This is a genomic window from Mycobacterium sp. 48b (genome assembly GCF_048282725.1).
Taxonomy (GTDB): Bacteria; Actinomycetota; Actinomycetes; order Mycobacteriales; family Mycobacteriaceae; genus Mycobacterium.
In genome coordinates, this window is sequence record NZ_JBLVUL010000001.1 from 6,823,342 (window position 1) to 6,848,356 (window position 25,015).

19 protein-coding genes are annotated in these 25,015 nt (G+C 68.3%); 9 read left to right on the forward strand and 10 right to left on the reverse strand.

Annotated features, from left to right (window positions below; all coding sequences use genetic code 11):
• Positions 1–4 precede the first annotated feature (4 nt).
• From ACNQR1_RS33455 to ACNQR1_RS33470, 4 genes are all read left to right on the forward strand, one after another.
• A complete protein-coding gene (locus ACNQR1_RS33455; RefSeq protein WP_418049800.1) occupies positions 5–934 on the forward strand; it encodes an LLM class F420-dependent oxidoreductase in 930 nt (309 codons plus the stop codon).
• A gap of 39 nt (positions 935–973) precedes the next feature.
• Positions 974–1,456 (forward strand): hypothetical protein, encoded by a 483-nt coding sequence (locus ACNQR1_RS33460; RefSeq protein WP_418049801.1) that lies wholly within the window; start codon positions 974–976, stop codon positions 1,454–1,456.
• A gap of 19 nt (positions 1,457–1,475) precedes the next feature.
• Complete coding sequence (locus ACNQR1_RS33465) at positions 1,476–1,931, forward strand: hypothetical protein (RefSeq protein ID WP_418049802.1); 456 nt, start codon at positions 1,476–1,478, stop codon at positions 1,929–1,931.
• Positions 1,932–2,053: 122 nt separating this feature from the next.
• Entirely contained in the window at positions 2,054–2,989 is a 936-nt protein-coding gene (locus ACNQR1_RS33470; RefSeq protein ID WP_418050603.1) for a type IV toxin-antitoxin system AbiEi family antitoxin domain-containing protein, read from the forward strand.
• 58 nt (positions 2,990–3,047) lie between these two features.
• On the opposite strand, the gene ACNQR1_RS33475 is transcribed toward ACNQR1_RS33470, so the two are convergent.
• From ACNQR1_RS33475 to ACNQR1_RS33495, 5 genes are all read right to left on the reverse strand, one after another.
• Positions 3,048–4,895: an Hsp70 family protein gene (locus ACNQR1_RS33475; RefSeq protein ID WP_418049803.1), complete on the reverse strand. Its 1,848-nt coding sequence runs from the start codon at positions 4,893–4,895 to the stop codon at positions 3,048–3,050.
• A 30-nt stretch (positions 4,896–4,925) separates the two neighbouring features.
• Entirely contained in the window at positions 4,926–6,428 is a 1,503-nt protein-coding gene (locus ACNQR1_RS33480) for a dynamin family protein (protein ID WP_418049804.1), read from the reverse strand.
• Between the two features lie 67 nt (positions 6,429–6,495).
• Positions 6,496–8,349 (reverse strand): isoniazid-induced dynamin-like GTPase IniA, encoded by a 1,854-nt coding sequence (iniA, locus tag ACNQR1_RS33485; RefSeq protein ID WP_418049805.1) that lies wholly within the window; start codon positions 8,347–8,349, stop codon positions 6,496–6,498.
• Between the two features lie 94 nt (positions 8,350–8,443).
• Complete coding sequence (locus ACNQR1_RS33490; RefSeq protein ID WP_418049806.1) at positions 8,444–9,499, reverse strand: IniB N-terminal domain-containing protein; 1,056 nt, start codon at positions 9,497–9,499, stop codon at positions 8,444–8,446.
• A 282-nt stretch (positions 9,500–9,781) separates the two neighbouring features.
• On the reverse strand, positions 9,782–10,330 hold the full coding sequence (locus tag ACNQR1_RS33495) for an Rv0340 family IniB-related protein (RefSeq protein ID WP_418049807.1): 549 nt from the start codon (positions 10,328–10,330) through the stop codon (positions 9,782–9,784).
• Between the two features lie 198 nt (positions 10,331–10,528).
• On the opposite strand from ACNQR1_RS33495, the gene ACNQR1_RS33500 reads away from it, so the two are divergent.
• The 3 genes from ACNQR1_RS33500 (at position 10,529) to ACNQR1_RS33510 (ending at position 18,050) form a co-directional block, all read left to right on the forward strand.
• Positions 10,529–12,298: an Hsp70 family protein gene (locus ACNQR1_RS33500; protein WP_418049808.1), complete on the forward strand. Its 1,770-nt coding sequence runs from the start codon at positions 10,529–10,531 to the stop codon at positions 12,296–12,298.
• Between the two features lie 10 nt (positions 12,299–12,308).
• The gene (gene iniR, locus ACNQR1_RS33505) at positions 12,309–14,816 is read left to right on the forward strand and encodes an isoniazid response ATPase/transcriptional regulator IniR (RefSeq protein WP_418049809.1); all 2,508 of its coding nucleotides are present in this window, start codon (positions 12,309–12,311) and stop codon (positions 14,814–14,816) included.
• Positions 14,817–15,035: 219 nt separating this feature from the next.
• Positions 15,036–18,050 (forward strand): heterodisulfide reductase-related iron-sulfur binding cluster, encoded by a 3,015-nt coding sequence (locus ACNQR1_RS33510; RefSeq protein ID WP_418049810.1) that lies wholly within the window; start codon positions 15,036–15,038, stop codon positions 18,048–18,050.
• A 69-nt stretch (positions 18,051–18,119) separates the two neighbouring features.
• Here the strand turns inward: ACNQR1_RS33510 and ACNQR1_RS33515 are convergent, their stop codons facing one another.
• Complete coding sequence (locus ACNQR1_RS33515; RefSeq protein WP_418049811.1) at positions 18,120–18,365, reverse strand: hypothetical protein; 246 nt, start codon at positions 18,363–18,365, stop codon at positions 18,120–18,122.
• 236 nt (positions 18,366–18,601) lie between these two features.
• On the opposite strand from ACNQR1_RS33515, the gene ACNQR1_RS33520 reads away from it, so the two are divergent.
• Positions 18,602–19,891: a pyridoxal phosphate-dependent aminotransferase gene (locus tag ACNQR1_RS33520; RefSeq protein WP_418049812.1), complete on the forward strand. Its 1,290-nt coding sequence runs from the start codon at positions 18,602–18,604 to the stop codon at positions 19,889–19,891.
• A 41-nt stretch (positions 19,892–19,932) separates the two neighbouring features.
• Positions 19,933–21,180, forward strand: coding sequence for a YibE/F family protein (locus ACNQR1_RS33525; RefSeq protein WP_418049813.1), 1,248 nt, complete (start codon positions 19,933–19,935; stop codon positions 21,178–21,180).
• Here the strand turns inward: ACNQR1_RS33525 and ACNQR1_RS33530 are convergent.
• The 4 genes from ACNQR1_RS33530 to ACNQR1_RS33545 are packed head-to-tail and all read right to left on the reverse strand — an operon-like array spanning position 21,155 to position 24,979.
• Positions 21,155–21,523 (reverse strand): nuclear transport factor 2 family protein, encoded by a 369-nt coding sequence (locus ACNQR1_RS33530; RefSeq protein WP_418049814.1) that lies wholly within the window; start codon positions 21,521–21,523, stop codon positions 21,155–21,157. The genes ACNQR1_RS33525 and ACNQR1_RS33530 overlap by 26 nt on opposite strands.
• 18 nt (positions 21,524–21,541) lie before the next feature.
• A complete protein-coding gene (locus ACNQR1_RS33535; RefSeq protein WP_418049815.1) occupies positions 21,542–22,294 on the reverse strand; it encodes a maleylpyruvate isomerase family mycothiol-dependent enzyme in 753 nt (250 codons plus the stop codon).
• 1 nt (position 22,295) lies between these two features.
• Entirely contained in the window at positions 22,296–23,609 is a 1,314-nt protein-coding gene (locus ACNQR1_RS33540; RefSeq protein WP_418049816.1) for a cytochrome P450, read from the reverse strand.
• Between the two features lie 38 nt (positions 23,610–23,647).
• Positions 23,648–24,979 (reverse strand): UDP-glucose dehydrogenase family protein, encoded by a 1,332-nt coding sequence (locus tag ACNQR1_RS33545; RefSeq protein ID WP_418049817.1) that lies wholly within the window; start codon positions 24,977–24,979, stop codon positions 23,648–23,650.
• Positions 24,980–25,015 lie beyond the last annotated feature (36 nt).

The following is a 25,015-nucleotide window of genomic DNA, read 5'->3' on the forward strand; positions in this document are numbered from 1 at the left end:
CGTCGTGGATTTCCGTGTATTCGTAGAACCCCAGCAAGGCGCAACGTACTCAGACCAGCTCGCCGTGGCCCGCGCCGCTGAGGCTCTCGGCTACTCGGCATTCTTCAGGTCTGACCATTACCTGGCGATGAGCGGTGACGGCCTGCCCGGGCCGACCGACTCCTGGGTGACGCTGGCCGGCATCGCACGCGAAACCTCTTCGATCCGGCTGGGCACCATGGTCACCTCGGCCACCTTCCGGCACCCCGGACCGCTGGCCATCTCGGTGGCACAGGTCGATGAAATGAGTGGTGGCCGTGTCGAACTGGGCCTCGGCGCCGGCTGGTTCGAGGCCGAACACCAGGCCTACGCCATCCCGTTCCCCCCGTTGGGCGAGCGTTTCGACCGGCTCGAAGAGCAGTTGCGCATCCTCACCGGCTTGTGGAGCACGCCCGTCGGCGACACCTTCGACTTCGCCGGCAAGCACTACACCGTCGTCGACTCCCCGGCGCTGCCCAAGCCCACCCAGTCGAACCTCCCGATCGTCATCGGCGGGATGGGCGCCAAGCGCACACCGGCGCTGGCCGCCGAATTCGCCGCGGAGTTCAACGTGCCGTTCGTGCCGCTGGACACCCTCAAGACTCAGTTCGCACGAGTAGCCGCAGCCGTGTCCGACGCCGGGCGTCCCGCCGACGCGGTGACCTACTCGGCGGCGTTCGTCGTGTGCGCCGGCAGCGATGAGGCTCAGATCGCCAAGCGGGCCGCAGCGATCAACCGCGAGGTGGACGAGCTGCGCAGCAATTCGCCGCTGGTCGGCACGCCGGCCGAGATCGTCGACAAGTTGGCCCCGTTCCTGGAGGCCGGAGTGCAGCGGGTCTACCTGCAACTGCTCGACCAGTCCGATCTGGATCATCTCGAGCTCTTCGCCACCGATGTCATCCGTCAGCTGAGCTGACCGCGACCCGCTCGGAGGCCGGGCATAGTATCGGTGCCCGTGACCGGTGACGACGACGACCAGGGGCAGCCTCCCGAGGCGCCCTGGCATCATTCGACGCCGGCGGTGGCGGGGGCCAGCGCGGCCGCCCTCGCCGTGATCGGCCTGGTGCTGTGGGCGGCGATTGCGCTGACCAGCTCAGGCGGGCCTGAGGATGCGCCGATAGATTTCGTCCCGCCCACCTATACCTCGACATCGGTGAAGACCTCGAAGTCGACCACCACCCGGAGCACCTCCAGCCAGCTTCCGGTGACCACCGAGTTCGGCGTGCCGGGCGAGTCCGACACCACGACGACCTCGCCGTCGGACACCTCCGGGACCTCGACCACATCCGAGACTTCGCCCACGTCGACGACCACGACAACCACCACAACTACGACGACGGAGTCGGGCAGCGCCGACTACGGCGAGTACCCCACCACGACGCACCACCGACCGCGTACCAACGTGACACGCACGCTGTATCCGCCGCCGGGCGGCTGAACCCGCCTACCATCGGCGCGTGTCGAACTATTACGACGGCGACGAGCCCACCCAGTACGCCCCCAGCTACGGCGAGTACTCCGAGCCACCCGCACCACCCACTCCCGAGCCCCTTCCCTGGTACCGCAAGCCCGCCGCACTGATCGGCATGGGCGCGGTGGGCGCAGTCATCGCAGCACTGGTCATCTATGCCCTGGTGCAGCTGTTCTCGTCGGATTCCCCGTCGTCGACGACCACGACCACGTCGACCACACCGACCACCACGACATCGGTCGTCACCTCGGCACCAGTGGTTCCGGCCCCGACGCACACCGTCACCGAGACGGTCGCGCCGACCACTACGACGGTCGTGGAAACCACCACGACAACCGAACCACCTCCGACCACCACCGAGACCACGACCACGACGACTGCGCCGACGACCACCACCACCACGACTGCACCGGTGACGACGACAACGCAGCCCCCGGCCTGACTCGGCACTCAGCGCCGCGGATCGCAGTCACTATCGGGCAGTGATCCGCGGCGTTGATGGTTATCCACAGGTCCTCGAAGAGCTTCTGGTCGGCGACGCGCCTGTCCACGAGTATCGACGCGGTGGACGTCGACGAGCTTCTTCGCCAACAGGATGGCGTGATCTCGCGTCGGCAGGCCTTGGCCGCAGGGCTGCGGGAGCACGAGATCCGACGATTGCTCAGACGCAACGAATGGGCGCGGGTCCACGCGGGCGTGTACGTCGACCACACCGGACCGCCGGCCTGGTCGCAACGCGCTTGGGCTGCAGTGCTTTACGCGGCTCCGGCTGCCCTGTGCTTCGAATCGGCCATGGGAAATGAGACGTCTCCCATCCATGTCGCTGTCGAGCGGAACCGGACGACACTTGCCGAGCCCGCAGGAGTCCGCATCCATCACCTTGCGAGCCTTCAGGAGCGGGTGTGGTGGAACGTCGGCCCACCGCGGATGCGGTACGACGAAGCCGTACTCGATGTCGCGTGCCGCGCCGCGTCCGAACTCGATGCCATCGCCGCTCTGGCCAATGCCTGCCAATCGCGGCGAACGACCGCGCAGCGGCTGCTGCAACTGCTCGATTCTCGGGGGCGCGTCCGCCGTCGCCGATGGCTGCGGGCGGTGCTGCTCGACATCGCCGACGGCACCTGCTCCGTTCTCGAGCACGGCTATCTCGTCCGCGTCGAGCGCCCACATGGATTACCCAAGGCCATACGCCAGAAGCGGGCCGCCTCATCCGTCGGCGTCTGCTATCGCGATGCCGAATACGGCGAACAGCTCATCGTCGAACTCGACGGCCGGATCTACCACGATTCATCTACCAGGCGGGATGCGGATTTCGAACGGGATCTCGACGCCGCCGTCGACGGGCGGGCGACCGTCAGGCTGTCCTACGGGCAGGTCTTCGACCGACCGTGCCAAACGGCGAGCAAGATCGCTCAGGTGCTGCAGCGGCACGGGATCGCCGTAACCGGCCGCCCGTGCGGGCCGGGGTGTGAGTTCATTCGGCTCGACCGCGCCGCATAGTCGTCAACGCCGCGGATTGCAGTCACTATCAAGCAGCAATCCGCGGCGCAGGTGCGAGTCAGGGTGTCGGCGCGGCTGATGTGGGCGTAGGCGCCGGCGTCGGTTCGGGAGCCTGTGTCGGCTCCGGCGCCTTGGTCGGTTCCGGCGTCGGCTCCGGGGTGTGCGTCGGCTGAGGCGTCGCTGTCGGCTCCGACGACGGGCTGGGCTCCGGCGTGGGAGTCGGACTGGGCGACGGCGACGGCGACGGCGACGGCGCAGGCTCCGAGACCGGCGGTTTGAACGTCGGGATCGGCAACTGCGGGAGCGTCACCGGCGGAAATACCAACGGCGGCACCGGAATCGGCGGGAGCGCTGCGGGCGGAGGCGGCAGCGCCGGCGCTGGCGCGGCCGGTCGAGGAATCGGCGCCACCCGCTGCGGGGCCGGGGCAAGCGGTGCGCTCTGCCGACTCTGCACCAGCCACGGCGCGGACGCCTGCCGGGGTGCGGCTTGCGCCGCCCCGGGTCCTGGCCAGGACGGATCACGCACCACCACGGTCCTGGTCGGCGGCGCGGGCGCGTTCTGAGCCAACGGGGACTCGGCCGGAACGTTCTGCGGCGCCAACACGCTGGATCCGGTCGCCGCGGCATCGAGGCGGTCTGCCCGCGCCGACAGCACCATCCCGACCGTGCCGACGACGGTCAGGAACACCGCCGCGTAGGCCACCACTCCCCCGCGCCGGTACCAGGGAACACCCGCGGGAGCGGGCGCCGGCGGGGGCTCGGAGAACACGAATTCCGGCCGGGCCGAATCGTCGGTCACTGACTCGGGGACGAACTCCGCGACCTCAGCCACCGAGTCAGACTCCGACCAGGCCAGAGCAGAGGCCGCAATCGTGCCGGTACCGAGCATGGGCCCGGATGCCGGTGCGGCATATGCCACCTGCGTCGCTGTCTCGTCGGCGCCACGGCGTCCCAGCAGCGCGGCCCCGACGGCCGCGATCACCTGGGCCTGCGGCACGGTGGTCACCGGCATGCGGAACGCCTCTGAAAGCCTTTGGGTGACAAGGGGTATCCGCGCTCCGCCACCGACCGTCACCAGGGCCGCCAGCTGCGCCGGGTGAATGCCGTTGCGGCGCAGCAGGTCCAGCAGGGTCTCGATCACACCGCCGAGCGGCTGGTCGACCGCAGCGTCCAGTTCGGCGCGGGTGAGCCTCATCGCGCCGCCCACCCCGGGCAGGCTGGTGGCGCTCTGATCGCTCAACTGTTCCTTGGCCTCGCGACACTGTTCCCGCAACCGGGCCAATGCGGTCACCGCCGCGGTGCCGGCCGGCTCGGCGTCCAGATTGCTCAGGACATGCCGCAGCATTTCCTGGTCGATCAGGTCACCGGAGAAGTCCTGGTACCGCACCGTCTGCCCGATGGTCGCGAACCCTGCCCCGGCGTCGGCCAGGGTCAGGCTGGTGCCGGAACCTCCGAAATCGCACAGGGCGACGACGCCGCGGGCCGGCAGGCCCGGATGCGCCTGGATGGCCGTCAGCGCCGCGACCGAATCGGGAACCACGCGAACCCCGGGCAACGCTGCTCGCACGGAATCGGCAGCCGCCGAACTCCAGTGCGCGGGCACCGTCAGAACCGACACGTCGGGACGGTGCGTCGGACTGGTCTCGCGCGTCAGCGCCTCGACCGCACCGGCCAGCAGCCGCTCGGCGCGATGCGTCGACCCGTCGGCGGCGACCAGCGGCACCGGGTCGCCCACCCGTCCGACGAAATCGGCGAACACCAACCCGCCGTCAGCCGAAGACGGCGCGCCGACCAGGGGACCGTGCTGCGCGGATACGGTGAACACCGCCCGCCGCACCAGCGGCGCATGATCGGCGATCGCCACCAGATTGGTCGCCCCCACGGACAACCCCAGGCAATCACGCATACCTGTATGTCGACGGAGAGCCCTGATTCGTTAGTGGCGCGACGAGTACTCGGCGACCAGCGCCTCTGCACTGCGCACCGCGGCCCGGCAGGCTCGCGTGGTGAACGGATCGTTGAGGGGATGTTCGGCCCTCCGCCGCCAACGCTGGGCCGCGGCGAAGGCCGAGCGAGGCCCGTCGAACGGGGCGTCAGGTTGCAGTCCGAGCCGGCTGGCCGCATCGGTGCCCGAGCCGCCGATGATCCGGCGCAGCGAGGCCATCTCGTCCTCGTTCAACGTCGTGGGGCGAGACCGCAGCAGGCTGAGCAGCCGAAGCTCCTCGAAGGCATGCGTGTCGGCCAGCAGCGGGTCGATGTCGGCGAGGATGTAAGGCGTCGCGTAGATCGGGTTGTGCTGCACGAACTGTCGCAGCGATAACAGCGCCGTGTGTGCCTTGAGCAGCTCCGAACGTTGTGCGAACTGCTGGTCGATCACGTCACGCAGGGCGATCAGACCGCTGCGCTCCAGCAGTTCGTCGGCAAGGGCCACGGAGTCGGACACCCCGGCGTGGATCACCGCGATCGAGATCCGGATGCCGAACATGCCGAACCGGTCAAGCAGCGCCGCCCGGGTGGATGCGTCCACCGGCAGTGCACTGTCCTCGCGGACGAAGCGGTCCACGCTCAGCATCGCCTTCGTCAGTGCCGCCGGCTCGACGCCGGCGAGCTTCTGCAAGGCGACGAACTCGCTCTGCCGCAGGGTGCGGGCGGTGAGTGCGAGCAGACCCGACACCGGGACGACGGCCTGGCAGATCCCGGTCTTGTCCATCTCCTCGGTGAACCGTTTGGCCACGTCCTTGGCCGACATCATGGCGTCGATGCGGCCGGCACCGATCTCGTCGGCCCGCGAGGCCACCCCGATCACGCCGAGTGCGCCCGAGGATCCACCGACGAGTTCGCCGATCTGCTTGAGCAGGGCGATGTCGGCGGCGTTGAGGGTGCGCAACAGGAACACCACCGCGTCGACGCGGGGCACGCCGTCCTCTGGGACCAGGAGCCGGTGGGTTCGCTGCGAGACGTCCCGCGACAGTGACGAGGTTCCCGGGGTGTCGATGATCGTGGTGTCGATGAGCTCGGCCGCGGGCCACTCGACGTCGAGATCCACCACGTCCTCGGGGTTGAGTCCGGTGAAGCTGAACGTCAGACCCCGGTAATTCGACTGGTCGTTGGTGCCCCGCGCGATCGGCACGTTGGAGCGACGGCCGCCGCGGTGGTTGGCGGTCACCTTGGGGGTGGGCCCATGCCGGAACCACGTGACGATGCGGGTTGCCTCGGTGGCATCGGTGGGCGCGATGTCCTCCCCGACCAGGGCGTTGACGAGCGTCGACTTGCCCGCCTTGAGCGTGCCGGCCAGCGCGATACGGATGGGCTGGTTGAGCCTGCGCCCGATGCGGTCGAGTTCGTTGTGTACGTCGGGCCGATTGCGATAGGCCGGGTCGCCCCGGTACGCCTTGATGGTGCCGCCCAGAATCGAGCGCACCTGATCGGCCGTGCTCACGCTGCGGAGTCCACCTCTTCCAACCCGGAAGTCAACCCGGGGTTCATCGAAAACTGGCTCTTGGAGCTTAGTAGCCCGCGCCTGCCATGCCGTTGGCGTGGTCGACCACCTGGGTCAGGATGTTCTTCTGCCGCTCCAGCTCCCTGACCCGGGTGTTGCGCTCGTTCTCCTCGACCTTCGCCGCGGCCAGCGTGGCCTGCAGCGACTCGTTGAGCGAGCGGGTGGTCTGGTTGGCGATCCCGCGGTAGTGGTCGCGCAGTTGCCGCTGGATGCCCTTGAGGCGGTCCCGCGACTCCTTGCCGACGACGAAGGCGACGTCGTCGATGAACTTGCGCATGTTCGTCTTGGCCTCGCCGCGGACCCGGAGCATGCGGTTCTCCATGTCTTCCTTGTAGGCCTTGCGCCCCAGTACCAGGCCCGCGCCCAGCGACAGCGGGTTGAACATGCCCAGCCCGGCGAACGAGGTGAGCATGCCGAACATCAGCACGCCACCGTAGGAGCCGCGCATGCCAGTGATGACCTTGTGCCCGGCCTTGATCGGCTTGGCCTCCAGCCTGGCCAGCGATTTCATCTCGCCGAATCCGGCACCCATGTCTCGGGCGTCGATCTGAGGCAGCTGCACCGCCTCCAGGCCTGCCTCGGTGAAGGTCCGGGCCACCTCGGCCGCCAGTGCCTCCGCACGCTGGTACGCCCAGACGAAGTTGTCGCCGACGGCGGTGGCCACCGACTCCTCCAACTCCGAGCCGATCTCGGCCCAGTGCAGCGTGGGGTCGCCGTTGTCGATGACCTTCTCGGCGTGCTGGGTGATGTTGCGGAACCGGTGGCGCAGATCGTGATCGACGTCGGCGGTCAGGTCGGCGATGCCGTCGTTGAGCACCTGCTGCCACAGCGCGGTCTGCTGCAGGGCATCCTGGGCTTCCTGCTTGCGCCGTTCCAGCTCGGCGGTCAGCCGCTCGCGTTCATCCGGATCGGTGAACGCGGACAGCTCGGAGTTCACCGATAGGAGCAGATGTTCTGCGGCCGAATGAATTTCGGCCACCACCTCGTCGCGGATCCGGTCGCTCTCCCGCGTCAACACCCGGTCGGACAGGAACTTCACGATGGCCGGAAAGTTCGATTCCTCGTTGAGCTCTTTGTCGTTGAGCTGGATCGCGTGGGTGCGCAGGACGGAGGAGACCGGGGTGATCGGGGTCGAGATGCCCGCCCGCTGCAGGTGGCCGGTGTTGGCACCGACGATCTCACGCCAATGCGGGTACAGGTCGGTCTTGGTAGCGACAATTGTTGCCACCGGGCATATTTCGATCGCCTGGCGGATGAAGGTCATTTCCGGTTCGGTGAACTCCTGGCTGGTGTCGCTGACCATCAGCAGCGCGTCGGCGTCGGGCAGCAGGCCCAGGGTCGCCGAAAGGTGCGGTTGCCCGAGCCCACCGACGCCCGGGGTGTCGACGAAGGCCAGCCCACCCTTGAGCAGGGGGCTCGGGGCGGTCACCTCGACCCGCAGCACCTCGCGGCCGCCGGCCTGCGGAGCGCGGCGCAGGTCATTGGTCACCTCCGACGGCGGGATGTCGATCAGTTCGGGTTCGGCCCCGTCGGGCCGGGCCACCACCAGGCGCGCCGACGCCTGCTCGCCGTAGGCCACGACGGTGGCCAGCACGGTGGATTCGTCGTCGCCGACGCGGGCCACCGGAATGTTGAGCAGCGAGTTCAGCAGCTGGCTCTTGCCCTGCTTGAGCTGACCGGCGATGACCACCCGGATCTGCGGATCGCTGATACGCACCTTCGCCAGCCTCAGCCGCTCCACCAGGTCCCCGCGGTCATAGGTGGCGGCGATCGTGCTGGTGTGGTCGATGAGTTCGACGATCACCTTGACCTTGCGCGGATCGCCTGCCGCGGCATTGCGCTGGTCGTTCGGTTGCGTCATGGAAGTCCCTCCTGCGTGCCGGGCTCAACGGTAGGCGCGCCAATAGGGCGGGGACCACCCGCGTACGGATGGCCCCCGCCCCTGTGCGGATCGATCAGAAGGCGTCGAACCCGGTGTCGGTCGCGTTGTGCGACGCGACGTCGGTGTGGGACTGCGAGTGCGAGTCGTAGCTGTTACCCGAGCCCAGCGCCGAGCTGGTGTCGTTGTGCGACCCGAAGGACGTGTCGTTGTTCGACGCGATGTTGGACGAGTAGCTCGACGAGTTGTCCTCGACGCTGTGCGTCGATTCGGTCTGCACCGAGGTGTGCGTCGAGTTGTCCTGGGTGTTGCGGCTGCCGTAGTCACCGTCGACCGTGGTCTGGTTGCCGCCGACCGCGTGGGTCGAGGCATCGGTGAGGATGATCGAGCCGGCGTTGCCACCGTCGCCACCGGATGCACCGCCGCTGCCGATACCGATCAGGCTGTCGCCGCCGGACGCGCCGCCACCGTGGCCGCCGCTCATGTCGACGTCCTTGATCACCGGGCCGTCGTTGCCGGACACCACGTCGCCGCCGGCGTGCTGCGAGCTGTCCTCGATGGCATTGCCCTCGCCCACGTTGACGTGCGAGCCGGAACCGGCCCAGACGTCACCGTTGTTGGTGGTGTTGCCGTCGCCGAGCACCGCGCCGTCACCGCTGACGATGTCGCCCTTGTTCTCGCCGTCGACCACCACGCCGCCGTTGGTGGCGGTGTTGGTGCTCTTGTCGCCGAGGGTGATGTCACCGAAGCCGAGGTTGAACGCGCCCTGCTGGGCGTTGGCGCCGGCGTCCTGGTTGGGGCTCATCACCGGGACGTTGTTGTGGCTGGCCCACTCGGTGTCGTTGTTGCTGGCCACCTGCGTCTGCGGGGAGAACGGCGAGGCGACCTGGTTCCCGAACTGGGCGGGGATGCTGTGGTGATCGGCGACCGCGCGCTGCAGGCCGAGCACCGGGTTGCCGCCACCGAGCAGCACACCGGCCGGGGCCGCGGTGGCCGCGACGGCGTGCAGCTGGGCTGCGGTGACGTTCGGCAGGCCGGCGTCACGCAGGCTGCCATCCGGATCGGCGATGAACGAAGCTGCCGAGGCGGGGCTGCGGAACAGGTCCAGGATGAAGTCGATCAGAGTGGTCATTTCTCCAACCTTTCGGATGTTTCTGGGAGTCTCTGGTGAGTCCCCCGCCGGGCTCTCCGGCGATCTGGAGACAACGTTATGGGCGCGCCGCAGCCCCGGAAACGGGGTCGATTCCCCTCCCCGTATCGCCCCTACTCGGGGTGTGGGGGGTGGCCCCAATAGGGGCTTAGGGGATACCTAGGGGCAGTTCAGATCGACCCCGAATCTATTGACGTTTTCGCAGGTAAACGCAATAGGCGCACGACCACTGGGGTCGTGCGCCTATTGGAACGCTGGGGCAGGTCAGTCGAAGATGTCGAATCCGCCACCGCTGTCGGTGTGGTGTTGGTCGTCGACGGCCGGATGGTCCCAATCTGGGATCGGTGCCGGGTCGACGATCGGCACATCCTCGATGACCGGTTCGCTGAGCTGCAGCGATACGTCATCGAGCGGCTGATTCACGAAGCCACCGTCGTCGATGGCCGAAGCCGAAGACACCAGGTGGTCCAGAGCGCCTGACTGATCGATGACCTGGCCGGCCGTCGAGTCCCAGGCATCGTTGGGGGCATCGACCGGCACGTGGTCGCCGAAGGCATCGAACGCCGCGGTCGCCGCGCCGCTCGCCCAGACGTTGCCGCCCGGGTCTGCGGTACCGAAGTCGCCGAGCCCGCTGTTGGCGCCCGTCATGGACAACGATTCCGATACGACGGGAATCAGGTTGTTGACGTCCGCGCTGGTCACATCGGTCAGGTGGGCGTCGGCAATGGCCTGGGCCGGGTCGGCGGCATAGTGGGCAGCGGCGTCGGGGTCGCGTACCAGCGACATCACAAAGTCCAGCAATGTGTTCGCCATGCTCCACCTCCTCAACAGTTCGATTCGAATGCTAGCCAGCTGTGAGGGCGCTGGGATCGGTGCCGAACCCACCCCTGCCCGGCCGCCGTTAGGGGGGTGGACATTAGGGGATTGACGCCACTAGGGGTTCAATCACGGGCGCAGGGGGTCCCAGCAGTTAGGGTGAGGTTTCGGCCGAGACAACAGGAGTGACGCCTGATGACCGACTCACTGGGGTTGTCGATCGGGATGACCAACCTGGTGGCAGCCCGCGAAGGCCGCCAACCGGTGATCCGCCGATCGATCTTCACCCTGCACAACGACCGCGCCCCTGATGTGGGCGAGTACACCGGCAGCGGATTGCCGCTGGCCGGTTTCGTCGAGCGGGTGGGTGACCCGGTGCCGCTGGTCGCCGCCGACGGGTCCCAGCATCGCGGCGAACTGGTGCTGGCCGAGGCACTGGACCTGATGGCCCGCGCCGCGGGCGGTGGTGCACCGGTCGCCATCGCCGTGCCGGCGCACTGGGGCCCGAGCACCGTCGGCGCGTTGCGCGGCGCGCTGCGCCACAAGCCCGCACTGTCGCCCGGCGGCGTGCCGCCGGCGCTGGTGCCCGACTCGCTGACCGCACTGGCAGCCCTTCGGGCCGATCCCGGCTTGCCCACCGAGGGCGTCGTGGTGTTGTGCGATTTCGGCGGCAGCGGCACGAGTGTCACGCTGGCCGACGCCGGGGCGGGTTTCGCCACCATCGGCCAGACGGTCCGTTATCCCGATTTCTCCGGCGACCAGATCGACCAGGCGTTGCTCAACCACGTACTCAGCGGCATCGCGGCGGCCAGCGACGCCGATCCGGCGGGCACCGCAGCGGTCGGTTCGCTGGCGCGGCTGCGCGCGGAGTGCCGCCAGGCCAAGGAGCGGCTGTCGGCCGAAACGGCGACCTCGATTCCCACCGAACTGCCCGGATTCAACTCCGAGTTCCGGGTGACCCGCCCCGAACTCGACCAACTCATGTCGGCGCCGCTGGCGGGTCTGCTGGATGTCGTCGAAGACACGTTGCAGCGCAACAACATTGCGTTGTCGAGCGTGAACGCGGTAGCCACCGTGGGCGGCGGCGCGGCGATCCCGTTTGTGACCCAGCGGGTATCGGAGCGGTTGCGTGCACCGGTGGCGACAACCCAGCGACCCCAACTGGATGTGGCCGTCGGGGCCGCTCTGGTTGCTGAGCGCGTCGCAGAGGCCGGTGCCGCAACAGGTTTGGCCCCTGCGGTGGCCGCCGCCGATGCGCCGACGGGTTTGGCTCCCGAGGTGACCGACGCCGACGCCGCAACCGGCATGGCCCCAACGGCCATGGCTCCCGGCGCCAATGCGGCGGCCCTGGCCTGGTCGGAGGATGACGCGCCGGGCAACGAGCCGGTGCCCTATACCGGCGGTGACTATGAGACTCCCGCAGGCATGACCGCGGCGCGGCCACCGGTGGAGTTCAGCCATGAGGAGGAGATGTACGACGCCGGACCGGCGCCGCTCCCCTGGTACAAACGACCGCCGATCCTGTTCGGGGCCGCGGCGGCGGCCGCACTGCTGGCCGCCGGTGGACTCGCGGTGACTTTGACCAGCTCCGAAGGGGATTCGACTCCGGTCACCGAAACCAGCACCACCTACTCGATGGGTCCGTCCCCGGAAGGACCGCCGCCCGAGCCGGTCACCACCGTGACCGAAGGTCCCGACGGCGTCAAGACGACCACGGTCGTGGCGCCGCCCCCGCCGCCGGAGACGACGACGTCGTCGCCCGAAACGACCACGACGACCAGCCCGACCACCACAACGACGACCACGACCACCACCACACCGTCGACAACCACGACGACGCGCACCACGACCACCACGACGCAACCGCCGACCACGACCACGCAGCCACCGACGACGACGCAACCGCCGACCACCACCCAGCCGCCGGTCACGACCACTGCGGCAGAGGGCGGCGGCGGAGCCTAGGCCGGCACTGATGACCGACCCGGCGCCGGAGCCCGTCCCGGAGCTGCCGTTGGCTGCCCGATCGGCGATCGATGAGGTGCTGGCTAACCCCGCCGCTCCGGTCAAGCTGCTGGTGTCCGGCGGTATCGGAACCGGCAAGAGCACGGTGCTCGCCGCGGTTCGCAACGCGCTGCGTGAGGCCGGTCGCGTCGTGTTGACCCGCGCGCCCCGACCGGGTGACGCACCGGAGTCCGCGTTCGTGGTCGACGATGCACACTTTCTCAGCGACAGCGAAATCGACTGTCTTGCAGAGACAGTCGCTGACCCAGCAGCGACTGTCGTCGTGGCGTGCGAGCCGTTGACCCACCGCGTTCCGCTGGTCGCGTTGGGCACCGCACTGGAGCGGGAGCACCCGGTGTTGCGGCTCGGGTCCATACCGACAGCCGAGATGGGCCGGGCACTGAGCACGGCAATGGGAGCTCCGGCAACCCAGGAAACCGTCAGGTCGGTGCTGGCCGCGACCGCCGGGTTGCCATTTCTGTTGCGCGTGGCGGTGGATGCGGTCGATGCGCCGGCCGAGGCAGCCCGGTTCGAGCTGTTGCAGCGGTTACGCAGGGTCGACGACGACACCCGCGATGCGCTGCTGATCCTGTCGCTGAGCCACGATCTCGGTCCCGACGACGTAGCGGCGGCACTGCGGTTGACTGGCGCCGAGGCGTCGGCCGTGGTGGATCGGGCCCGGGCTGCCGGGCTGGTGGAGCCGTCACATGACCGCCGGTTCATCCGGATGGTTCACGAGTCACTCGCCCAGATCACCGGTGCCGCTCGCCATCACGAGATCGAATCCTCCCTTCTCTCTTCACAACTCGAGTTGTCCACGCTGTCGGCCGACCTCGCGGTTCGACTGGCCGAGCACGGATTGCGCGACGATCGGCTGGCCGAGGCCCTCGCTGAGCACGCCGCCCACAATCGCGCCCGGCCCGCGCGGGCGGCCCGGCTCTACCGGGCCGCGGTCACGGCCGGCGCGGCGGCGGTGAGCACCCGGCTGGCCGACGCGCTGGCGCTCGCCGGAGACTGCACCACCGCGGCCCGGATGGCCGATGAGCTGCTCAGCTCCGAGGACCCGGCCGAACGGGCCACCGCGGTGCGGGTCGCAGCCAGCGTCGCCATGCACGACGGTGGCACCGCCCAGGCCGCCGACCTGTTCCGCTGGCTCGGCCCGTATCCGGACGTCCTGGTCAGTTCGGCGAGTACGACAGCGTTCCTCGCGGCCGGTGACGGCGAGGCCGCGCGGGCATCGGCGAGTACCGAACCGGCCGGCCCGCCCACCTCGACGGCACGCGCGGCTCGCAGCCTGGCCGAGGGGCTGGTGCTGTCGCTGGATCAACCGTTCGCGGTGACCGTGGCCCGGCTGGGGCAGGCGGTCACGTCGGAGTATCAGTCCGGCGGCGTCGCCCCCGATACCCCGGCCGCGTTGGTGACGCTGGCGGCGCTGCACGGCGGCGATTCGGTGCGGGCGCGCAGCGTGATCAGCCGGGCCGTGCGAGCGGGCGGGGCGGGTGACGAAGTTTTCAGTGCGGCTCGACACCGACTGCTGTTGGGCTGGGTGAAGATGCAGGACGGTCAGCTCGGCGCGGCCGGCGCCGACGTCGCCGCGGCCGAATCGGGAGAGGATCTGCACCGGCGCGACGCCTTGTGGGCCGCCGCGCTGCGTACCGCGATCGCCCGGCGCAGCGGGGACAGCGGCGCGGTGCAGAAGCACTGGTATGCGGCGGTGGAGGTGCTCGCCGAGTATTCGATGGATCTGTTCTCCCTGCTGCCGCTGGGAGAGTTGTGGGTGGCCGGTGCCCGTATGCGTCAGGTCGACCGGCTGGAGCATGCGCTGTCCGAGGCCTGGGATCTGCTCGCAGCACTCGGCAACCCGGTGTTGTGGTCGGTGCCGCTGCACTGGGCCGGTGTGCACGCCGGGATTCTGGCCAACTCCCCCGGAGCGGTTGCCCCGCACGGTCAGGCGCTGACGGCCGCGGCCGGACACAGTGCCTTTGCCCGGGCACTGGCCAACGGCGGGCGCACCTGGTTGCGGGTGCTGGCCAACCACGTCGACATCGATGAGGTCACCGCCGCGGCACGCGCGCTGTCCCAGTTCGGCCTGACCTGGGACGGCACCCGGCTGGCCAGCCAGGCCGCGCTGCAAACGCCGGACGCCCGGGTATCCCAGGCGATGCTCCAACTGGCCCGCGACCTCAAACAGACCAGTGCCGTCGAGGAGACGGAAATCGCCTCAGTGGCGTCTGCGGTCCCCGCCGGCGCCGCACCCCAGCCGACTTCGGCCCCGTCCTCGACCAAATTGTCCGACCGCGAGCGGGAAGTGGCCGAACTACTGCTGCTCGGGATGCCCTACCGCGATATCGGCAGTCAGCTGTTCATCTCCGCGAAGACCGTCGAGCACCACGTGGCCCGGATTCGGCGGCGCCTCGGCGCCGAGTCGCGGACGGAAATGCTGTCGATGCTGCGGGCGATGCTGGCGCCGCTGGGCTGAACGACGCCAACGCCGCGGATTGCGGTCAATATGTCGCAGCAATCCGCGGCGCAGTGCTCTTCGCAGCTGAGAGCTGTACCACAGTCAGCTCCAAGTTAGGTAAGCCTCGGTAGCGGCAGGAAACACAGAAATGTCACTATGAGCTGAAGGAAGCTAAGTTACCGACGGGTAACTAGGCCTAAGTTACCGTCGGGTAACTCGCGAAATGGAGGCGTTTCTGTGGAGAGTCTCGAACACACCCTGACTCTGTCACGGCTGATTATCGGTGTGCTCGCCACACTCGTCGTGTTGGCGTTCGCCGCCAAGCGCATGCTGTGGCTGACGAAGCTGATCAGCTCGGGCCAGACAGTCGGTGACGAGCGCGGCCGCAAGGACCATCTCGTCCAGCGTTTCCTGAACCAGAACAAGGAAGTCTTCGCCCAGTCGAAGCTGCTGAAGTGGTCGATCCCCGGCATTGCGCACTTCTTCACCATGTGGGGCTTCTTCGTCCTGGCCACGGTGTACCTGGAGGCCTACGGGGTGCTGTTCAACCCCGAGTTCCACATCCCGTTCGTCGGCCGCTGGGCCGTGCTGGGCTTCCTGCAGGACTTCTTCGCCGTCGCCGTGCTGGCCGGCATCATCGTCTTCGCGATCATCCGCATCCGTAAGAACCCCGAGCAGCTGGGCCGCGAATCCCGCTTCTACGGTTCGCACAACGGTGGCGCCTGGACGATTCTGATCATGATCTTCCTGGTCATCGCGACCTACGCGGTGTTCCGCGGTGCGGCCGTCAACGTGCTGGGTGAGAACTTCCCGTACCAGTCCGGCGCCTTCTTCTCCGATGGCATGGCCGCGCTGCTGGCTCCGCTGGGCCACACCGCCAACGTGTGGCTGGAGAGCATCGCATTGCTGGCCCACCTCGCCGTCATGCTGGCCTTCCTGCTGATCGTGCTGCACTCCAAGCACCTGCACATCGGTCTGGCCCCGATCAACGTCACGTTCAAGCGTCTGCCCGACGGCCTCGGCCCGCTGCTGCCGATGGAATACAAGGGCGAGAAGATCGACTTCGAGGATCCCGCCGAGGACGCGGTGTTCGGCAAGGGCCGGATCGAGGACTTCACCTGGAAGGCCAACCTCGACATGGCGACCTGCACCGAGTGTGGTCGGTGCCAGTCGCAGTGCCCGGCCTGGAACACCGGTAAGCCGCTGTCTCCCAAGCTCGTGATGATGAACCTCCGCGATCACCTGTTCGCGAAGGCTCCCTACATCATCGAAGGCAAGCCGATGCCCGAAGAGGGCTCGGTGGACTTCGCCACGCTGGGCGACAGCCTGCACGGACACGGGGTGCCCGAGGACGGCTTCGCACGCATCGAGGGTTCCGGCCCCGAGCAGGCGCTGCGCCCGCTGGTCGGCACCGCCGAGCAGGGCGGCGTCATCGACCCCGACGTGCTGTGGTCCTGCACCAACTGTGGCGCCTGCGTCGAGCAGTGCCCGGTGGACATCGAGCACATCGACCACATCGTCGACATGCGCCGCTACCAGGTCATGGTCGAGTCGGAGTTCCCCGGTGAGCTCGGTGTGCTGTTCAAGAACCTGGAGACCAAGGGCAACCCCTGGGGCCAGAACGCCAAAGACCGCACCAACTGGATCGACGAGGTCGACTTCGACGTGCCGGTCTACGGCGAGGACGTCGAGAGCTTCGACGGGTTCGAGTACCTGTTCTGGGTCGGCTGCGCCGGCGCCTACGAGGACCGGGCCAAGAAGACCACCAAGGCGGTCGCCGAGCTGCTGGCCGCCTCGGGCGTGAAGTTCCTGGTGCTGGGCACCGGCGAGACCTGTACCGGTGACTCGGCGCGCCGCTCCGGCAACGAGTTCCTGTTCCAGCAGCTGGCCGCGCAGAACGTCGAGACCATCAACGAGCTGTTCGAGGGTGTCGAGACGGTCGACCGCAAGATCATCGTGACCTGCCCGCACTGCTTCAACACGATCGGCCGCGAGTACCCGCAGCTGGGTGCCAACTACACCGTCGTGCACCACACGCAGCTGCTCAACCGCCTGGTCCGGGACAAGAAGCTGGTGCCCGTCAAGTCCACCGGCGGCCCCGAGGTCACCTACCACGATCCGTGCTTCCTGGGTCGCCACAACAAGGTCTACGAGGCTCCGCGTGAGCTGGTCGAGGCCTCCGGTGTGACGCTGAAGGAAATGCCCCGCCACGCCGACCGCGGCCTGTGCTGTGGTGCCGGTGGCGCGCGGATGTGGATGGAAGAGCACATCGGCAAGCGCGTGAACGTCGAGCGCACCGAAGAGGCGATGGACACCGCCTCGACCATCGCGACCGGCTGCCCGTTCTGCCGCGTGATGATCACCGACGGTGTCGACGACGTGGCCGCCGCCCGCAACGTCGAGAAGGCCGAAGTTCTCGACGTGGCTCAGCTGCTGCTGAACTCGCTGGACAAGAGCAACGTCACCCTGCCCGAGAAGGGCACGGCCGCCAAGGAATCCGAGAAGCTCGCCGAAGCACGCGCCGAGGCAGAGGCCAAGGCCGCAGCTGCGGCACCGGCCCCGGCTCCGGTCGTCGAGGAAGCCCCGGCGGCTGAGGCAGCGCCTGCTGCCGAGGCACCGGCCGCACCGGCCGCCGCTGCGGCACCGGTCAAGGGCCTGGGCATGGCCGGTGGCGCCAAGCGTCCGGGCGCCAAGAAGACCGCGGCTCCGGCCGCCGCTGCCGCTCCCGCCGCCGAGACCGCCGCTCCGGCTGCTCCGGTCAAGGGCCTGGGTATCGCCGGTGGCGCCAAGCGTCCGGGCGCCAAGAAGACCGCGGCTCCGGCCGCCGCTGCCGCTCCCGCCGCCGAGGCTCCTGCCGCCCCGGCTGCACCTGCGGCACCGGTGAAGGGTCTGGGCATGGCGGCCGGCGCGAAGCGTCCGGGTGCCAAGAAAGCGGCTCCGGCAGCATCGGCTGCACCCGCCGCCCCTGCGGCTCCGGCCGCTGAGGCTCCGGCTGCCGCACCGGCCGAACCGGCCAAGCCGGAACCGCCGGTCGTGGGTCTGGGCATCGCCGCGGGCGCACGTCGTCCGGGTGCCAAGAAGGCCGCCCCGGCCGCGCCCGCAGCGCCCGCACCCGAGGCTCCGGCCGCTGAACCGGCACCGGAACCGGCCGCTGAAAAGCCCGCCGAGGCGTCTGCCGAACCCGCCAAGCCGGAACCGCCGGTCGTGGGTCTGGGCATGAAAGCGGGCGTCAAGCGCCCCGGTAAGCGCTAGAGCACGTCGCTGACGCACCGAACGGCCATCTCCACAACGGAGGTGGCCGTTCGGCGTATCCGGGGTGTTCTAGCCGCCACTACCGCCGAAAGGCTTGGCCTTGACCGCGGGCGCCGCGACGACAGGGGCGATGGTGCCGGTATAGGTGACGGTGGTGGTCTCACCGAGGGTCATCGATCCATCGGAGACGACGGTCGCCGGCCCCTGCTGGGCCCCGCCGAGCATCGCAGCGAGGACGCCCATCGCGACGACGGCGCTGCCGCCGAGGGCCGCGGCCATCGTCTTGACTCGGAAAGTGCTGGTGATTCGTGCCATGTGGATTGCCAATCGTGTGGAAATATTGCCGACGCAAACACCCTCTGACCTGGGAAAATCGTCGGGCGATTGCGTTCCAGCCATGGTTGCGCAGGTTTTCGGACGGTGCGCGCTCACCCAAGCGAATCCACAGCCGGCTCGCATACGAATCCCAGGAACGCCCACGGATGCCGCACCTTGGCAAATCGGCGGACTGTGGCGGTGGCCACCCACATCATCGGCAAATTCCAAAATCAGTGGACGGTGATGAGACCATGGTGAACGTGACTACCCATCAGTTGCCGTGGCAGACCGGTCAGCACCCGAAGCCGCGTACGTTTACCCAGTCCACGAAGCTGCAGGACGTCCTGTACGAGATCCGTGGACCGGTACACGAGCACGCCTCACGGCTGGAAGCTGAAGGGCACCGCATCCTCAAGCTCAACATCGGCAACCCCGCGCCGTTCGGCTTCGAGGCACCCGACGTGATCATGCGCGACATGATCCAGGCCTTGCCGAATGCCCAGGGCTATTCGGATTCGAAGGGCATCGCCAGTGCGCGCCGCGCGGTGTTCACCCGGTACGAACTGGTCGAGGGTTTCCCCCGGTTCGACATCGAAGACGTCTACCTGGGCAACGGCGTCTCCGAGCTCATCACCATGACCCTGCAGGCGCTGCTGGACAACGGCGATCAGGTGCTCATCCCGGCGCCGGACTACCCGCTGTGGACCGCCTCGACCGCACTGGCCGGCGGCACCCCGGTGCACTACATGTGCGACGAGACCCAGGGCTGGAATCCCGACGTCGCCGACATCGAGTCCAAGATCACCGAGCGCACCAAGGCGCTGGTGGTGATCAACCCGAACAACCCCACGGGCGCGGTGTACAGCCGCGAAACCCTGGAGCAGATGGTGGAGTTGGCCCGCAAGCATCAGCTCCTGCTGTTGGCCGACGAGATCTACGACAAGATCCTTTACGACGACGCCAAGCACATCTCGCTGGCGACATTGGCGCCCGACCTTCTGTGTCTGACTTTCAATGGGTTGTCCAAGGCCTACCGAGTGGCCGGCTACCGCTCCGGCTGGCTGGTCATCACCGGCCCCAAGGAGCACGCGAGCAGCTTCATCGAGGGCATCAGCCTGCTGTCCAACATGCGGTTGTGCCCGAATGTGCCTGCCCAGCATGCGATTCAGGTCGCTCTGGGTGGCCATCAGAGCATCGACGATCTGGTGTTGCCGGGCGGTCGGCTCCTCGAGCAGCGGGACACCGCGTGGACGAAGCTCAACGAGATCCCCGGGGTGTCCTGTGTGAAGCCCTCGGGGGCGCTGTACGCGTTCCCGCGCCTGGATCCCGAGGTGCACGACATCCACGATGACGAGCAACTGGTGCTCGACCTGTTGTTGCAGGAGAAGATCCTGCTGACGCAGGGCACGGGATTCAACTGGCCCACACCGGATCACCTGCGGATCGTCACCCTGCCGTGGTCGCGGGACCTGGCCCAGGCCATTGAGCGCCTGGGTAACTTCCTGGCCGGCTACCGCCAGTAACACCGCTGCCGACACTCAGCCGCCCCCTCTACGCTGACCGGGTGGCGCACACGCATTCCCACTCCCATTCACTGGCAGGCCCGTCTCCGCTGGGTCCGCTGGCTGCCCGTATCGTCGTCGGCCTGTTGATCGCGATCGGTCTCGCGGTCCTCGTCGGCGCCGCCGTGCTGTGGCCCAGCCACCAGAAGGTCGACATCCCGCTGCCGTTCCAGAACGCTGCAGGCGGCGCCGTCACCACCGAGGCGGGGCATGTGGTGTCCAGCACCCTGGCTGACTGCGGCAGCCCCTCCGCCGGTGGCGTGTTGACGGCCGCGCCGAGGCCCGCCGTGCCGGGCGGCGGCACGTGTGTGCAGAACCTGGTGTCCATCGATTCGGGCCCGAACAAGGGCGCCAAGACTCTGCTGGAGTTCACCACCGGCCCCGGGCAGCCGAATCTTGTTGCCGGAGACAATATCCGGGTGAGCCGACAGGTCGATGAGGCCGGCACCACGAGCTACGCGTTCTTCGACTACGAGCGCACCTGGCCGTTGATCGCACTGGCCGCGGTGTTCGCCGTGGTGATCGTGGCGGTGGCACGGTGGCGCGGACTGCGCGCCATCATCGGCATCGTGGTGGCGTTCGCGGTGCTGATGATCTTCCTGTTACCCGCGCTGCGTGACGGTGCCCCGGCGATCCCGGTCTCGTTGGTGGCCTCGGCAGCCATTCTCTACGCGGTGATCTATCTGGCCCACGGAGTCAGCCTGCGCACCAGCGCGGCTTTGCTGGGCACCCTCACCTCGTTGCTTCTGGCCGCCATATTGTCCTGGGCGGCAATCGAAATGGCCCACTTGACGGGCCTTTCCGAGGATCAGAACAACGAGGTCGCCGCCTATATGGGCAACGTGTCGATCACGGGTCTGCTGTTGGCCGGCTTCATCATCGGCTCACTCGGTGTGCTCAACGACGTCACCATCACCCAGGCCTCGGCGGTGTTCGAACTGGCCGAGCACGGCGGGAGCCGGCGGTCGATTTTCACCGGTGCCATGCGGGTGGGCAGCGACCACATCGCCAGCACCGTCTACACCCTGGTGCTGGCCTATGCCGGTAGCGCGCTGCCGCTGCTGCTGTTGTTCAGCGTGGCCAACCGGTCGCTGGGCGACGTGCTGACGGGTGAGAGCGTGGCGATCGAGATCGCCCGATCCGCGGTGGGCGGCATCGCCCTGGCGCTGTCGGTCCCGTTGACGACGGGGATTGCCGCGGTGCTGGCGACGCCGGTCAATGGCGTCAGCCGGCGAGATCCTTCTCGGTGAGCTCGGTCGCGGCCAGTGCGGCAGCCAGGGTGTCATGGCGGAACACCGAGGTGACATGGTCGTGGACCACCCGAAAGGCGGCAGCGCCGGAGTGGGCCGTGCCGTCGGCGGCCCGCACGGTCTGTTCGACGACGACCACGCCGTCGTGCACGAACATCCGCCCCGGTGTCACGGTGCCGCCCGTGGATGCGGCCCAGTCGCGGAGGGCGGCGTGTCCCTGAGCAGCCCCATTGGCATCGCCCAACTCGATGTCATCGCTTGACAGTGCGATGAGGGTGTCGACGTCCTTGTCGTTCAGCGCGTCATGCCAGGCCAGAACCGTGGCGATCTCGGATGTGGTCATGAACGCAACGTACGCCACTCAGAACGGTGTGCGGTCGAGCCAGGCATCCCAGGTTGCGGTGTCACCGAACACATCGAGCCCGAGTTCGGTCGCACTGCGCCGCCGCGTGATGGCCAGCAACAGGTCTCTGGCCGGCCCGCGCAGCGCGACGGTGCCCTTGCCGTGACTGTGGGACCAGCCGAGCCCGTCTTCGTCGTGCTCGACCGTCCACTCCCCCGTGGGGCCCAGACCGTCGTCCGTCGCGTGCAGGTGGATGCTGGTGTCCAACGGGAGCGGCTCTGCGTGCCGTTTGTTGGCCATACCGGTCGAGATCTCCAGCCATTCGCTGACGGCGTCAGCGGCGAGGTCGACCGGCAGCTCGAATGCAGTTCCCACGGCCAGCGCTGCGTCGGCATGGTGAACCGCTGCCTCGTGGACACGTCGCCGGATCCACCAGCCGCCGGGTTTGGGGCCCAGAAACGTCCACACCCGCGTGTCGGTGCCGACCTGATCGACGGCCTTGAGGACCAGGGCCGCACCCGCATTGAGCCACTCGATCGCGGCCTCGGGATCATCGGGCGGCTTGCCCTCGTGAACTTCACGCGGGTCCAGGGGCGACACCCGACGCTCGGAGATAATCTGTGCCGCCCAACGGTTTCCGCGCCCGACGTGGCGGAACAGTTGCTTGAGCGTCCACTCCGGGCACGTCGGCACCGGCGTCTCGGGATCGCTGGAGGCGATCAGCTCCCCGAAGGAACGGGTCTGGTCGAGCAGTGCAGCTCGGAAGTCCACGTCACGAACTTACCGCTGTGCGTGCCTTCCCGAGCGCGATCGGCAGAGTCGACCAGCCGCGCAGGATTCGGGTCTCGCGACGGCTGCCCTCACCGGCCGCCCGGGCGTCGGGGAACCGCTCGAAGAAGGTCTGCAGCCCCACCTGACCCTCGGCTCGGGCCAGGGCTGCGCCGAGGCAGAAGTGGCGCCCGCCGGAGAACGACAGGTGCCGTCCGGCGTTGTCGCGTTCGATGTCGAAGCGGTGCGGATCGGCGAACACCGCGGGGTCCCGATTGGCCCCGGAGAGGTGCACGATGACGAGTTCTCCGGCCTGCACCGGAGTTCCGGCGACTTCGGTCTCCCGCAGGGCTACCCGCGCGCTCATCAGCACCGGGGAGTCCAGCCGCAGGATCTCCTCCACCGTGTTCGGCCACAGCTCGGGGCGCGCGGCCAGGGTGTTGAGGTGTTCGGGATGGTCGAGCAGCATCCGGATGCCGTTGCCCAGCAGGTTGACCGTGGTCTCGAACCCGGCCGCCAGCACCAACCCGGCCAGCGCCCGCAGCTCGGCCTCGTTGAGCGGTTCCCCGGCGGCACCGGCATCGGAGGCCTGGATGATCTGGCTCAGCAGGTCCTCGCCGGGGTTGCGCCGTAGTTGACGCAGGTGGTCGGTCAGCCACGACTCGAACCCTTGGATACCGGAGTTCACCTCCTGGTACTGCCGCCAGGTCAGCCCGATGTCCAGACTCGGCGCGCCGAGCTCGCCGAAACGCAGGATCTGGGACCGGTCCGCATCGGGCACACCCAGGATGTCGCTGATCACCGCGACCGGCAGCTGGGCGCAATACCGGTGGACGACGTCGACCACACCGGCGCCGTCCATCGAGTCCAGCAGTTCGTCGGCGGTCTCCTGGACCCGTTCCCGCAGCCGGGCGACCGCGCGGGTGGTGAACACCGAGGACACCAGCTTGCGGTAGCGGGTGTGATCGGGCGGTTCGACCGCGAGCAGGGATGGCGGCAGCAGCGGGTGCAGTGACCCGGTGTCGGTCTTGTCGGCCACCCAGCGCAACGGCTTCGGCAGGTTGCCGCCGAGCCGCGACACCCGGAAGTCATCGGAGCGCAGCAGCTCGGTGGCTACGTCGTGGTCGAAGGTCATCAGGAGGGCGCGACCGCGCACTATCGGTCCGTGCCGGCGCATCTCGTCGGCGAAGGGCGCCGGGTCGGCCCGCACCGCCGGGTCGGCGATGAGCCGAGCCTGCGCGTCGCCGTGCCGCATCCCGTACGCAGAAATGCCTCGAACCACCCCGTGCAGGGCCATCCACCGGATTCGTTCCCGCATGGCCCGAGCCTACGACCGCAGAATTTGTTCTACAAGTGTCAAACAGTGGCGACGGGGCGCCCCAACGCATAAACACGCCATCCGGCTTCCCGCCAGCGTTGCGCATCCAGGCAATTACGACCGTCCACAACGACTTTGACGCGGACCGTGTCGGCCAGCTCGGCCGGGTCCAGGTCGACGAACTCGGCCCACTCGGTGAGCACCAGCACCGCATCTGCCCGGTCGCAGGCTTCGATGACCGAGGTGGAGTAGTTCAGCGTGGGGAACACCCGCTGCGAATTGTCCATCGCCTTGGGGTCGTAGACGTTGACCGCGGCGCCGTTCAGCTGCAGCATGCCGGCGACGTTGAGCGCGGGCGAATCGCGGACGTCATCGGACTCGGGTTTGAACGCCGCGCCGAGGACGGCGATGTTGGCGCCCAGCAGGGATCCGCCGCAGGCCCGCGTGGTCAGCTCCACCATGGCGGTGCGGCGGCGCATGTTGATGCTGTCCACCTCCCGCAGGAACGTCAGCGCGTGGTTGGCGCCGAGCTCGCCTGCGCGGGCCATGAACGCCCGGATGTCCTTGGGCAGGCAGCCGCCACCGAAACCCAAGCCCGCGTTGAGGAATCGGCGACCGATACGCGGGTCATAACCCAACGCGTCGGCCAGCAGCGTGACGTCGGCACCCGTGGCCTCACACACTTCGGAGATCGCGTTGATGAACGAGATCTTGGTGGCCAGGAACGCGTTGGCCGACACCTTGACCAGCTCGGCGGTCTGCAGGTCGGTGACGAGGAACGGCACCCCCTCGGCGATCAGCGGGGCGTAGAGCTCCCGGATCGCAGATTCGGAGCGGGCCGAATCATTCTGCACACCAACCACAATGCGATCCGGGTGCAGCGTGTCGTGCACGGCATAGCCCTCGCGCAGGAACTCCGGATTCCAGGCCACCTCGACGTCCACCCCCGTGGGCGCCAGCCCTCGGGCCCGCTCGGCCAGATCGGCTGCGGTACCGACCGGAACGGTGGACTTGCCGACGATCACCGCCGAGCGGCGAAGCCGTGGCACCAGGGTGTCGATGACGGCATGCACGTGACGCAGATCGGCGCTGTAGTCGCCCTTCTTCTGCGGGGTGCCGACGCCGAGGAAGTGCACGTCGGCGAAATCGGCGGCCTCGTCATAGTCGGTGGTGAACCGCAGCCGGCCGGCAGACAGGTTGTCGTTCAGCACCTTGCGCAGGCCGGGCTCGTAGAACGGGATATCGCCGGCGGCGAGTTTGGCCACCTTGCCCGGGTCGATGTCGACCCCGATCACCTCATGGCCGAGCTCGGCCATCCCTGCGGCATGTGTCGCGCCCAGATAGCCGGTACCGAAAACGGTGCATCGCATACTGCCTGGATAGGCCGCCAGTATGAGCTAGCTGCT